This is a genomic window from Chryseobacterium sp. CS2K3, from assembly GCF_059515185.1.
The window spans coordinates 137,789-152,132 of the sequence record NZ_JCAKRW010000003.1; the positions used below are offsets into that span (position 1 = coordinate 137,789).

At 31.9% G+C, this 14,344-nt stretch carries 11 protein-coding genes; all 11 read right to left on the minus strand.

Features of this window, described 5'->3' with window-relative positions:
* Positions 1 to 69: 69 nt before the first annotated feature.
* The 11 genes from AC5YGG_RS05990 to AC5YGG_RS06040 all read right to left on the minus strand — a co-directional run bounded on the left by AC5YGG_RS05990 (position 70) and on the right by AC5YGG_RS06040 (position 14,334).
* A complete protein-coding gene (locus AC5YGG_RS05990; RefSeq protein ID WP_496143567.1) occupies positions 70 to 306 on the minus strand; it encodes a hypothetical protein in 237 nt (78 codons plus the stop codon).
* 815 nt (positions 307 to 1,121) lie between these two features.
* Entirely contained in the window at positions 1,122 to 1,547 is a 426-nt protein-coding gene (locus tag AC5YGG_RS05995) for a hypothetical protein (protein ID WP_496143568.1), read from the minus strand.
* A gap of 98 nt (positions 1,548 to 1,645) precedes the next feature.
* A complete protein-coding gene (locus AC5YGG_RS06000; RefSeq protein ID WP_496143569.1) occupies positions 1,646 to 2,140 on the minus strand; it encodes a hypothetical protein in 495 nt (164 codons plus the stop codon).
* 166 nt (positions 2,141 to 2,306) lie between these two features.
* Positions 2,307 to 2,735 carry a hypothetical protein gene (locus tag AC5YGG_RS06005; protein WP_496143570.1) on the minus strand — a complete coding sequence of 143 codons (429 nt, stop codon included), beginning with the start codon at positions 2,733 to 2,735 and terminating at the stop codon, positions 2,307 to 2,309.
* Positions 2,736 to 2,954: 219 nt separating this feature from the next.
* On the minus strand, positions 2,955 to 3,101 hold the full coding sequence (locus tag AC5YGG_RS06010) for a hypothetical protein (RefSeq protein WP_496143572.1): 147 nt from the start codon (positions 3,099 to 3,101) through the stop codon (positions 2,955 to 2,957).
* Positions 3,098 to 3,613 carry a hypothetical protein gene (locus AC5YGG_RS06015; protein ID WP_496143573.1) on the minus strand — a complete coding sequence of 172 codons (516 nt, stop codon included), beginning with the start codon at positions 3,611 to 3,613 and terminating at the stop codon, positions 3,098 to 3,100. The genes AC5YGG_RS06010 and AC5YGG_RS06015 overlap by 4 nt, the downstream gene beginning before the upstream one ends.
* Before the next feature lie 135 nt (positions 3,614 to 3,748).
* On the minus strand, positions 3,749 to 4,420 hold the full coding sequence (locus AC5YGG_RS06020) for a hypothetical protein (protein WP_496143574.1): 672 nt from the start codon (positions 4,418 to 4,420) through the stop codon (positions 3,749 to 3,751).
* Entirely contained in the window at positions 4,407 to 11,147 is a 6,741-nt protein-coding gene (locus AC5YGG_RS06025) for an RHS repeat-associated core domain-containing protein (RefSeq protein ID WP_496143575.1), read from the minus strand. Before AC5YGG_RS06025 ends, AC5YGG_RS06020 begins: the two co-directional genes overlap by 14 nt.
* An 18-nt stretch (positions 11,148 to 11,165) precedes the next feature.
* The gene (locus tag AC5YGG_RS06030; protein WP_496143576.1) at positions 11,166 to 11,624 is read right to left on the minus strand and encodes a T9SS type A sorting domain-containing protein; all 459 of its coding nucleotides are present in this window, start codon (positions 11,622 to 11,624) and stop codon (positions 11,166 to 11,168) included.
* A gap of 422 nt (positions 11,625 to 12,046) precedes the next feature.
* A complete protein-coding gene (locus tag AC5YGG_RS06035; RefSeq protein ID WP_496143577.1) occupies positions 12,047 to 13,489 on the minus strand; it encodes a glycoside hydrolase family 30 protein in 1,443 nt (480 codons plus the stop codon).
* Positions 13,490 to 13,527: 38 nt separating this feature from the next.
* Complete coding sequence (locus AC5YGG_RS06040) at positions 13,528 to 14,334, minus strand: glycoside hydrolase family 16 protein (RefSeq protein WP_496143579.1); 807 nt, start codon at positions 14,332 to 14,334, stop codon at positions 13,528 to 13,530.
* Between the last annotated feature and the right edge of the window lie 10 nt (positions 14,335 to 14,344).

Genomic DNA, 14,344 nt, shown 5'->3' on the forward strand with positions numbered 1-14,344 from the left:
AAATTAAACCCGCAATACATTATTAAAATGTATTGCGGGTTTGTTTTATGGAATCCGATAGTATTAAAATTATTTTATTTCCCTGAATCGATACTCTTTATCAATTTCAAAAATTTCAGATACTTCGATAGGTATACTATTATCTTCCTCTATTCCATCTTTAAAATTTCTTCCGTATGAACTTGTTATTGAAATATGTTTACCGTCAAAATAATTAATCTTTTTTTCAGTAGATTCATTCCAACTTGCAATTACTAAATTTGATTTTATTACTTTATTCCGGGAATCATAAATTGTCCAAAGCAATTCTCACTATGTAAATCAAAATGATGTAAATAACAAAGTAGCCAAATGTTATTAGAAACTTTTATTTTATAGCCTGCATAATATTTACTTTTTAAATAAGATTTTTCATATATAGTTTCATTTACAGTATATAGAAAAATAAATGCTTTCATACTAATTAAGGATGTATTCCCTAAGGTTTTAAAGGAATTTTAGTTACTATACTATCTTCTAAAACTTTGTATCCCTTAGACTCTAATTCCTTAATATAATAATCACAACCTAAAATTATTGCATTATATCTGTTATGAAAAGATTTAATAATCTGCTCGTACTTATTCGAATTAGTATATTTAAAAACAGCTCGATTGTTTTTATCGAAGATTATTGAATGATTTATTGTTTGAAATGGATTTAAAATAATCAAATCTTCACGACATGATGTATCGTTTCTAGAATAATACCCATTTTTAAAATACAGATATGGATCTAATATTTTCCCATTTTCCAGAACAAAAGATTTACCATAAAAACCTAAAGGATCAATAATATAGGTATTATTAGTATTATTTTTTATAATCTCCTCTATGACCTCTGTGATTGGGAATCAATGTGGGTTAATAGAAATATAATATCAACATCTTTTTCCTTATTCAATTTAATTTGATTCGAGCAATAAATAAACAAAAGACAAAAAGGTGGTATAACAATTTTTTTCATAATTTAAATTTAATGATTGTAGGCTATGCTATAGATTTAGCTTTCTGAAATTAAGTTTAAAAATATTCTTGAATATTATCTTTAAGAAAGGGTTGCCTTTTTTGACAGCCCTCATTTTACTCCTTTATAAATTTTGAAAGTTCATCCGGTATTGGAGGTAGTTCTCTCAAATCTTTAATAAAAGTTGTTTTATCCCCTTCTACAACAAAGACATTAGTTTCTTGATAATCTGCATTATAGAACCATACTTTACCTTGATTATCAATATAAATAGTCCATTTCATATAATTACTAATTGGAATATTAATATTTCTTTGATATAATAAATTATTGTAATAGTCGAAAACCCCATAAATAATTGTATCATCCTTGAATTCTTTTACAACAATATTAAAATCTCTGAAATAATATATTCCAGGCGAGTTAATAAATGTATTTTCCTTAACAAATACGCCTAAATTCTTATTATTTTTTGAATAACTATTGCTCCTATCACAACTGATAATTAGAAATAGCATTAAAATTATTGTAATCTTTCCCATTCTTTATTTTTTATAATAATTGTTTGAATCCACTTAATAGTAATCCAGTAGTCCTTGGGCTTAGCAACAGCTCTTGCAATTTTATCAATCAAAGATTACTAGTTATCATATATGAATACTATAGAATACTCCTTATTCTTTTCATTATTAACAGGTAGATGATAACCGATTGTTAGCTTCTGGTTAGTATCAAATTTGATTTCAGTACTTTCAGATACTGTTTCAAAATTTTCATTCTGAATAGCAGTATTTTTAACTCTTAATGCTAATTTTTCAAATATCGAGCCTATTTTTATAAATTCTTTCTGCATGTCGTCTACATTATAAAGCCAAATTCTTTCATTTACTGAGAAAACATTATTTCTAATATCCGAAGTTTTGAGTATAATTGTCAATATCCCTTTTTTTATTTTGGATTCAATAAAAGGATTTTTATCAAAACTTACTACGTAATCGGAAATATCATCAGAACGTCCCCAACTTATAGTTCGATTAGTCCCGGATTCAAACTTTAGCTTTGATTTTTTTGCAATTTCGTGAGGATTTCCAGCTAATTCTAAATCCAAAAATAGTTTTCGTAATTGTTCATTCATTTTATTATTTTGACAAAATAAGAAAGTGTTCATAAAGACAAATATTAAAATTAAGGTATTTTTCATTTTATATTTTAGTTTTATTTAACAAAACTGGTACTTGGGCTTGCACCGTGATTATATAATCTCATTTCCATTAATCCTCTTATCATTCTATACTGAGCAGTCATTTGGATAAATTGTATTTTATATAACAATCCTTGTGCAATAAGCTTGGTGAAATTACTGTGTCTGAAGTTGTTCCAATAATGAATTGTCCACCATATTTACTAACTCCAGGATTTTTACTCATTGAATAAAGCATCGAAGAAAGTTGTCCCTGATTTGAACTACTATATAGAGTACCATCCATGGCTTTAACTTCGGCAAACTGAACCCCTGTAAAAGTTATACTACTTTTACGAATTGGTGTTGGTATCACTAAGTTTCCAATTTCCCATGAATAATAATTATCTCTTATCAAATCGTAAACACCATCAGGTATTGTATTTCTAGCTCTGCCTTTATAAAATCCTGGAAATTTCTTTACATTACTTTCATAGTTCAAAGTTGAGTAATCAGTCCCCAATATTGAATGAAATGCATTCTCAAACATTGTACCTGCTTTTTGCTGCAATTATCCATAGGAACAATTATCCTTTACATAGTTACGCAATATACTCTTTGTCAAAGCACCACAGCTGCCATCTGAATTACAATCTTCTATTCATGTGGATATTCCCTTGTAATGTCCGGTATTACCCACGAGCAATGAAGCTCCTTTATAATAAAGAAACCAAAAGCAGAAACCGTCCTACTTTTAGTTAATATTTATTTATTCGTCCTTACTTTTTGGAACCAACTCAATAGTATAATTCCAGTCATACTTTTCCTTATTAAACTTCTTTTCAAGACGTTTATAAATATCTTTGAATTTGATGCTTTTGTTCTTCAATAGCTTATCTTCTAAGAATATATTCAAATCATAAAAAGAAAAATTATACTTATCATAATGCAAACCAGCTTCGGCAAATGGCTGGAAATAATACAGAAGATTAAAATCCCATTATGCATTTGGGCAAAGCTTATGTAAATCCTCAATAGTGCTGGAATAAAAAACTTCATTTTATCATCTAATGAAAGCGTCTCTACAAATTTTTCAGCATCTGCATAAAATGAGTCTTGATAATAATCAAAATTTAACTCATTTAATATAGCTAACATATTTTCCTTTTTAAAGCCTTCTTTATTCATCAATTCCTTATATCTATAATAAGGGGTATCATTATCATGAAATACAGGAAAACAATTTTTAGAAAATATTTCCTCATACACTTCTTTAGGTGCAAAAATACTTTTGTCTCCCTCCATAGGTTCTATTAAATAAAGATTATCTTCAACCTTGGTTGCTGTGGCAAGATTAAATTTTGATTGTTTCTCTACTTTTCTTAATGTTTCCAAAGGATATTTATTAAAGGCTTCAACTTTATCCATTATTACATATTTCTGGCACATCATATTACTAAATTAAGAAATAATATGTTTTTCATAATTCCTGTGTAATAAAGATAACAAAAGCAGGAATTCCTGCTTTTGCTTACTCTATATTGAAAGAGATTAGTTTTCATATTAATCACCTTTAATATTTCCAAAGTCCCACCATAACTCTTTATCTTTCATTAATTTTTTTTCAATTTTATGATAAATACTTTTAAATGTTATATTCTTATTATTGAACAGCTTGCCCTCTAATAATAGATTTAAATCATAGAATGAAAAATTTCGTTTCTCATAATAAAGACCTACGTCAGAAAATGGATGAAAATAATACAGAACATTAAAATCCCATTCTGCATTAGGACAAAGTTTGTGTAAATCCTCACCTATAAAAAATAGCACTGGAATAAAAAACTTCTTTTTATCATCTAAAGAGAGTGTCTTTACAAATTTTTCTGCATCTGCATAAAATGTATCTTCTTGATAATTGAAATTTAATTCAATTAATATTTTCAACATGTTTTCTTTTGAAAAACCCTCTTTATTCATTAATTCCTTATATCTATAATAAGGAGTGTCGTTTTCTGGCAATAGGGGAAATTTATCATTATTAAAATCAGATAGACTAAGTATCAAAGAATGTTCAGCCGCAGGAACATTCGGTTGCACTAGCAAATTAGAATCATCAATGAAATACGCAATACTCTCATTATAAGATGACATCTTGTAAAACCTTAAATCTCTTAGATTATAACTTCCTTGCTCTTCAACTTTTGTTAAAATCTTAAAATTATTCTGTGCCATTATAATATTTGTTTTTAAAATAAAAAATATTGAGAAGACTAATAAATTCTTCATAATTTAAATTATTTAATATAAGCTGTACTTGTAACACGACCCCATCCTTGAGAAAATCTGACCTGCATATGCTAATTGCACTTTTTCCAAAGCTTGCTCCTAGTGTATAAATACTAGGTGATATAACAGTGTCTGAAGTAGTCCCTATTAAAAACTGTCCACCATAACTATTAACACCATTATTTGTGTGCATGGAAGTAATCATGGCAGACAATTGACCTTGATTGGAGCTAGTATATAGTGTACCATCTATTGCTTTTACTTCCGCATATTGTACACCAGAATATCTTCTTGTATTCAATCCTGTAGGAATTGGGATACGGATATTAAAAGGACCAATCTTGAAATTATCCTTTCTATATTCCATCTCATCCCGTACCAGATCGTACACTCCGTCTGGAATTGTATTTCTTGGCCTACCTTTATACATACCGGCAATTCTTTTATCATTACCTATATAATTAAATGAAGCCAAGTCTGCACCCATAATTGCATTAAAAGCATTTTCAAATTTAGTACCTGCCATTTGTTGTAATGCTCCATAAGAACAAGCAGCACAAAAATTATCCTTTACATAATTGAGCAATATATTCTTTGTCAGATCATCCCATCCACCACCTGATGTATTTTCATCAGGAGAAACAATATACTTATACCCGACATTAGTGGAAGTTACACTATTACCAGATAGATTGCCAGTATAAGATAAACCTCCAATAGCACCACCCAAGAAATTTCCTCCACTAAAAGCAGAATTTAATCCTCCTGAAACAATTCCTGGTAAGTAATTCTTAATAGCTCCTGCATTATTGGATATATTACCTATAGTACCTCCAATTGCCGCCCCACCAATAGCGCCTCCCACTACTGCACTCCATGACTTCTGCCAATTCCATTTTGTAGGATTCCAGTTACCATTATTGGCAGCTACACCATTTAAATACCCTCCTACTAATGCTCCTGCTAACCACATCCAGAATTCTCCATCAGGATCGTTGTACATTAACGGATTATTCATCACATATCCGTACTTATTATAATTCTGGGTATTGGTAGGGTCTTGTATATTCTCATCTGCATTTAGGAATCTTCTTAATAATGGATCATACAACCTGCCATTCATGTGAATAATCCCTACCTCTACAAAGTGTTCATGACCGGTATAGCCACGGTCAACTAATAATAAGGTATTGTCAATAACATTTTTATCAGTGATAACAGGTGTGTTTCCGTACTGTAAATGTGTAAGATTTCCCCAGGCATCGAAGTGTCTCTGCTCAAGCCTATTCCCTGATTCATCACTTATAGCGAGGATACTTCCTAAATAGTCTTTGTGAAGAAATTTATAAGATCCTTCTGTCTGACCAAAGTCCTTCAAATATACGATGTTTGATTCATAAGGACTTCCCTCGATATATAAAATGTGCTTTTCTTTTTGGTTAATAAGATCTATTACTATCTCAAAACTACCGTCTTCACTATAAAATTTAGTAAAAGTATCTTGCCATGTAAACTGTGGTTTACCAGAGGGCATTGGAGACATTTTTAATTCAATAATATTTACCTTCTGTCTCATACTTTCTAGTCCATAACCAAAATTAATACGGGCTTTTTCTCCATTTATCTGTACCGGATCGTTATTTTCATTATAAGTAATGGTTTGAATCAAATCACCATTATAATTTTGCGTTCCTGCCGTATTTAAAGTCATACCCGTTGGTTGGTAAATTTTATCAGAATTTTCAAACTTAATATTTCCTATCTGATCATTTTGGGTAATTCTTCCCTTAACATCATAAACATTTCTATCTGAAGATGGTTTAATTCCGGTTATTGGGTTACTCCAGTTGATAAGGCGATTATTATCATCATAATCAAAAGATTCAGTAATATTAAAGTCTCCGCTTGTTGTTCTGGCTCTCAACTCGTTCTTTATAGCATCAAAAGAATAAGACAATTGAAGAATGGAAGGCTTAATAGCTGATGAATGATTCGTATCGGTTAAGAAACCATTTACATCATAAGAATTCTTAATTTCTGCTTCTCCTAATTTTGTTTTTAACGCCTGACCTTTAACATTAGTTTCTTTAAGCTCCCATAAGACTTTACCAGAATTTTTATCTTTGACCTGATAAAGCTCTCCGTTCCATGCGCTGTAAACATTTTCTATAGTAGCCTTGGTAATTACACCTCCCTGTAATTCTTTTTCAAAGGAAATGATCCTCCCTTTATCGTCATAGATAATTCCTTTTTGAGTATACTTTCTTCCGTAACTATTTTCTGAAGTTGATATCAATCTTCCCTGAGGATCATATGTAAAATCAGAACTAAACTCCTGTCCCTGTGCAATACCAGATTTTTTAATAAGCAGACCTTTAGAATTATATACAAAAGAAATAGTTTTATTGGTTGCTTGTCCTGCGTCTGCTATAGAAAGTTCTTTTTGAGAAATCAACTGTCCTGATTTGTTATAGATATATTCTTTAGTTCCTTTAGGGCTTATGATCTTGGCAGGCTGACCAAACCCATTATACTGATATTTGTATAGCCCATTTGAAGGGTCATTAAACTCAGATTTTCTTCCCCACTTATCATATTTTGTAGTCACTATATTTTCTCCATACTTAGCCTGAATTTGCTTTCCGATGGCATTATAGGAAAAATGTATTGTTCCTCCTTTATCTGTAGTGGCAATGATATTACCTAAAGCATCTGCTGTTTTGGAGGTTGTTCTCTGGTATCCATTAATATTAAGCTCTTTAACAGTTGTTGCCAAACCTGAGACCATAGTTTCTGTTTGTTTACCATTAAAAGCTGTAGTCGTAACTTTGGCAGGGAATACAGAATCATCATAAATAATAGTGTTCCATTGGTTTGCGCTCTGTCCTTCAAAATAAGGTTCAGATTCTTTTGTTTTTCTTCCCAATATATCATACTGAGTATCTTTAGATATAAATTTTCCTTGCTCAAAAGCTTTTGTAGAAGTCCGATACTCTTGCCCCAGTTTATTAGTAAATACTTTCGTAATATTTCCATCGGATTCATTCTGGGTAATAGTAACATTATAATTAGTATCCTTATCATACATATAAGTACTTGTTCCTTTCAAATTATTGGTCGAGATTAAAAGTTTACCCCAATTATCATATGTATTTGTAATGATATTCCCCAATGGGTCTGTTTGTGTTAATATCTGCCCTAAATCATTATAGGTGAAATTTGTTTCCAGTCCCAACTTATCAGTTTTCTTTATAACAAATCTACCAGTAGAATCAAATTCTGAGCTTTCAGTTTGTATGGGGCCATCATTTACATTGATAGCATTGTTATTACCTATTTTGATTGTCTTTTTAATAATATTTCCAAATCCATCATACATAAACTCATTCGTTATACCATTATTTAGAGCATGAATATTTGCTTCTGGAATAATCCCAACCGTTTTCACAAGATTATTTTCGTAAGTGTATAATTCCATTGTTCTATGATTATCAGAATATGCATTGTTCTCGTTTACTTTAATAGTAACTCTTCCTATATAATAATCTTTACCTTGCCCGGAAGGATTGTTAGCGTATCCAAATTGCTGACTTGATACACCGAAATCTCCATTAACAGAAATTCTTGAAATAGAAGGCAAATAATACTCTCCATAAGTAATTGTGTTTTCAGTAATAACATTCGTCAAAAAGTCTTTACTTCTGTTTATTTTTGGAAGAAGAGATATAACTGTCTTAGCTTTGTCAGCATCTGATATGTTTTCTACCACCTCACCGTTTAAAAGTTTATCCTTTTGGTAAATTATGGTTGAAAGACTCAATAATTGTAAGTTATTTTCAGAAAGGTCTTCCGGAAATATTTTGGATTCCTCATTAGTCTTGATTTTCCACTCTTTCACAGGAACACCTTCATTGGCAGGATCAATCTCTACCCCTGACCATACTTTTGTATTTTCAAATCCTTCTGCATACCATGATGAGCGTGCTGCTTTTCTAAATCCTATCATTCCTCTTCCAAGAATATTAGAAGTAAGCCCTCGATACCTGAAATCCTGTTTTAGTTTCTTATCTGAATTAGTAGATTGAGTAAGTTCTGAAACAACATACATTCCTGTTGATTGATTAATTTCAACATAAGGATAGTTTTCAGATTTAACCCCGTCATATAATCCTGGATTCTTCATTTTATCTAATTGCTTGTAAGTAATATCAGTAGTAATTCCTCCTTGTATGATACTCTTAATACGTCCCTCCATTGAAATATCAAAGAAATTGCATGACTTTGTATATTGCCCTTTACCGTAATCAAGATCAACTTCTCCAATAGATCCCATCGCAATTTTTTTTAACATCGCTCCTGTCCACAGGTCAGCAGGAACTCCTATAAAGTCTGATTTACCAACAGCTAATTGCTGAGCATAGTTATTAGCAGTAAAATACGTGTTATAATCGCTATATCCATAAATATCGTTTACTGTACTATATTCACCTTCAAAAATTGAAAAAACCTTAAATGTTAACCTTATTTCTTCTTTATAAGCTGCTCCAAAAGTATTGTCTCCTGCCCAATATCTGTTATAAAATCTTTGAGATTGAAGGTTAATAAGATCTGTTTTTCCGTCATTATTAATATCGTATGCTACAAATGTTCGGGGATTATAAACTTTAATATTTTCATTAGACTCCGTAATTATCTGACGAGTTTTTGCCTGTCGCTCAAAAGCTATCATTTCTTCTTTAAAGCCATTTCCCTTTGATGTATAGAGATACCACAAGGCAGAAGTAACATCAGCTGTCATCATAAGATCACTAAGTCCATCGCCATTAAAATCACCAACTAAACTGTCTTCCCATACTCCTTTAATGATTTCATTGTTGGAAGGATTAAAAGGAGATAAACTAGAAGTATATTTCCCTGAGGTATTTTTCTGAAAAGTGATTAAAAATGGTTTTTTATTTGAATCTACTCTTAGGAAATCAAACAATCCATCTCCATTGAAATCTCCAGTTTTATAAATTTCAAATACATCCTGATCTCTTTTATCATAATCAAAAGAAAGATGCAAGGGATAAAACCAGTTATTCCCCTGAATGGTTTCATCTAGATCAATTACATAATAACGTTTATGTTCATCACATTTTGTTGGTCTTTTATTCGGTCCTTCTAAAATTTCACAAGATTTGTCATTAAGCATTAATACTAACTCACTTAAGCCATCCCCATTAAAATCTATATTCTTCAGATTATTAATAGTCGTAACTGTCCCATCTATTGAAATTCCATAAGTATTGTCATAATCCGAATTCGCTATAACTTTTCTATGGTTTAAAACCAATTGATTATTTTCTCCAATACTATAAAATAATAGCTCAAGATCAAATTTGGACGTAGTTGAATTTTTAACTTTTTGATATATGACAAATCCTTGTCTATTATGGATTAAATTCTCTTTTTTTAAGTTCACAGCTATTGCGTCTTTTAACCCTAATAAAGTACTCTCTATAAATTGTGGAATATTATTAGAAACATCAAGGGTAAGTGAATAGAAATTTTTATAGAGATATAACCCTTTTTGTAGTATTTTATCAGTTGTTACGGAATGATACCTTAATAAATCAAGATTGCCATCTCCATCAAAATCCCCTATTACATCAGTATCACTATTAGGCTTTAGTGTTGCTCCCCCTTTCCAATCATGCAGATTTGCAGTATACGGATTATATGATTTTTCGTAAATGAAATGAGCTGGGGTAGTTTCTTCATCATCACTGTTTAAAACGGTTATTTTTTCCAGATACCTATAAAGAGTTTTCTGAAAATCTGTTTTATAGATTAGCTTATACTTTTTATGTTGTTTTCCTTTTGTAGTAACAGTAATAGATTCAAGTAATTTGGACTGAGAAAATTCACTCCCTTGTATATAGGCTGTCTCTGACTTAGGTCTTGCTTGGAAGGTGAACATCATTTTATTAATAGACGGAGTATTTTGAGTTTCATTTCCTCCCCATTCAATATTATTGATGACAGCAACATTATTTTCCAGTATATAATCATAAGTAATATAGTTACCGTTGGTATCTTTTGATTTTACAATATAATAATCTAAAGGAGTTCTTGCATTACTATTCCCCGAAGATGTCGCACCATACCATACCTGAGAACCATTTTCAAGAGTAACCTCCCAATATTCAGGACCCTGCCATGACTGCCCTGCAATAGCTCCCACTGACTTAATCTTTATATTGGAGTATTTTTCAGTTACATATTCTGCACTGTCTTTACCATATTCTCCTGATTTTAAAATGAGTCTTTGCCCACCGAAACTATAGTAATCTGAATAATCTAACTGTATTCCTTTCATAACTCCATCCTTTTCAAGATTTTTACCTGTTCTTGAAATAGATGCTATCCCGGAAATATTCCATCCATAACCGGCAAGTCCATTTCCGGCACCGCTTACATAGGTAAGATTAACATCGGGCACCATATTTTTTATACCAGGTGGAGTTTCAATAGCTAAAGTATACTGAAGCTGTCCTGCTGAGGTAACCTCTATATTTCCTTTTGTATCATGGAATTTCTGTGTTTGTGTATTCTGTGAAAATCCTATTATCGAAATAAAGGATAACAGCAAGTTCGAAAATAATTTTATTTTTCTGCTATTAAAATTCATTAATTTGTGTTTTTAAGATTATCTTTTGGTAATGTTTTTACTCAAAATCTGCCCATCCCTTAGAGTAAAACGAAGTACATATACTCCCCAATCATAGCCTGTCATATTGATCTTAAGCTGCTTATTAAGCTCCGGAATGATCTGTTGCTGAAATTTCCAATGTATCGTGCTGTGCTGGTATAATGAAACAGATTCTATGAGTTCATTTACTTCATCTGTCCAATCAATTGTCAGCACATCATTAACAGGCACTGGATATAAACGGATCTGCTTCCAGAATGTTTTTTCATCCATGATAGATAGAGAGTTAGTGTCACCTGTTTTTACCAAAGATTCAGGTTCTTGTCTTGCACTTGCACTAAAGCCACGATACCTTTGATTACCTGCTTCATCATATTTAAAATAGACTTCTGTTTGTTGGGCTGATACGCCTAAAGAAGTGCATAAGAATAATGCACCGAAATAGTTTTTTTTCATTGTTGTTTTGAAATATTATTTTTTTCATCGTTAATTTAAATATTTAACAACAATTCCAAACACCGTATTTTCACGGAAACTATATAAAAATACTACAAAATAAAACTCAATATCATGAAAATCAAATTAATATATAATTAAAAACTCATTCAAAATAAAAAAAATAAAATTATAAAATATTCAAATTAAATACAATAGCAATATATTTTTCACAATAAAACAGAGTCAATTTAATTTTTTACAATCTTTATTAAGTTATTCATTCATTAAAACAGTCATTTTTTTAACATTATACTTGAGATAAAACCTATTTCGAAAGAATTAGAAAAAAATTTTGTAAGAAAACAACATATATAAACAAAAAATAATCGGCGGGCTCTTTAGAGCCCGCCGATCCCACTTAAAATAATATTAATATGATGTTATAAAATTACGGTCTGTATAGAATGGGCAGGAGCATTTAATTTTGCAGCCATCCCTTCGATCCAAAGGTTGGTTTCAATATCATTATCAGAATCGTTCATAATTACGGTTACCAATTGTCCGTTTTCATTCATGAAGGCTGAAGACGTTAAAGCAGCTCTGTTTGAAGAAGATCCAATTCTTTGTGCATTAGGTTTGATATATTTTGAAACATGTCCTATATAATAATATTCATAAGTATAGAACACCTCTCCTGTTTTGGTGTCTGCAATGATCGGGGCAAAGCAGAAGTTTCCTTTGTGGTTGGGTCCACCCGTTTCATCCAGTAAAATATTCCAGTCTGTCCACATGGCATTTCCTTTATTGAAATCATTCAGCATATTCTTACCATAAAGCTCACCAAGGCTTACATCATAGATTCTGTCCATCGCAAATTGTTCTTTACAGCCTTCTGTAAATGCGAGGAATTTATCCGGAAAAGCTCTATGCGTTTCTGCAAGGTTGTCAAAAAGCTGAGTTTTGTTATTCCATGTTTCATACCAATGATACCCTATTCCACTTGCATATTTTGAAGTTTCCGGATCGCTGAGCGTAGTGGTTGCTCTTTGGTAGATCAAATCTCTGTTGTGATCCCAGATCATTACTTTTTTATCTTTATATCCGTTTTTCCAAAGTGTCGGACCAAGATTGTTCTTCAGGAACTCTCCTTCTTCCTCTGCGGTGTAGATACATGATTCCCATGATTGGGTTGCCATCGGCTCATTCTGAACGGTTAATCCCCAAACATTAATTCCTCTTTTTTCGTATTCCTTGATAAATTTAATATAATAGTCTGCCCAGGTCTGGTAATATTGGTTTTCAAGTCGTCCCCCTTTGTAAAGGCTTTTGTTTGATTTCATCCAAGCTGGGGGACTCCATGGGGAGAAGTAAAAGGTAAAATTATTTCCGATAGCTTTCTGAGCTTCCCTGATCATTGGAATCTTATATTTTTCATCGTGGGCAAGGTTGAATGTCTTTAAAGATGTATCGTTATCCTGCACGTAGGTATATGAATCACTGGAAAAGTCGCAGGAGTTCATATTGGTACGAACAACGGTATATCCCAGTCCATTTTTTCCAAAATAAGCATCCAGAATTTCTTTTTGCTTGTTCTTTGACATCTTGTAGAATGTTTCTGCAGAGGCATCTGTAATAGCGCCCCCAATCCCTATCAGCTTTTGATATTTAAAATCAGGAGCAACAAAAATACAGGCTTCCGTTTCTTTTGGCTGTCCGAACTGCTCAAATTTCACGGAACCTTTATCCGTCATTCTTTCATTTACCTTAGAATTAGTAAGGATCACTTTAGCTGTTTTTCCTGCATTTTTTTTCCAATAACTCTGCTGGGCACTGACACTTACGGCAATTCCCATAACAAAACAACTTACGATTAGTTTTCTCATGATTTTTTTGTTTTTGGACTACGATGTCCTCTTTTTCATTATTTATTTTGATAGACCCGCACATAGTCTATATAATACTTTTGTGGAAAGATGCTGTCATCTATACCTTCTTTTCCACCCCACATACCTCCAATGGCGAGATTTAAAATGATAAAATAAGGACGGTCAAACGGCCATGCCTCACCAGTTTTTTCCTTATTTTCATAGGTGAAAAATTTCTTATCATCAATATAGATATCAATTTTTTCAGGGCTCCACTCTGCTTTATATACATGGAACTTTTCGCTTGCATCTTTTACAAACAACGTATCTGTTTTTTGTGTTCCATGAATGTGATTATATTTTTTTGTATGTACCGACGCATGGATATAACCTTGATTGAATCCTACATGCTCCATAATATCAAGTTCACCATCATCAGGCCATTTTTTCATATTTTCACTCATCATCCAGATGGCTGGCCATGTTCCTCTGCCTTTTGGAAGTTTTGCACGGACTTCCACCGTTCCGTACTGGAATGAAAATTTCCCTTTGGTTAAAAGCCTCGCTGAAGTATATTTATTTTCTTCCCAATTTTCTTTTCTGGCTTCAATAACAAGATTTCCCTTTTCCATGCGGGCATTTTCAAGTCTGTTTTTTGTATAAAACTGAGACTCTTCATTTCCGAATCCGCTTCCTCCCGTATCATAATTCCACTTTGTAGAATCCGGAAGTCCCTTACCATTAAATTCATCATTCCAGATCAGTTTTCTGCCAGAATCCGCTTTGGTTGAGATACAACTTACTGCAGACAACGCGATGACAGCTGCACAAAATCGAATGGTATTTCGGCGTATAAACTTCATATTAAAGTAA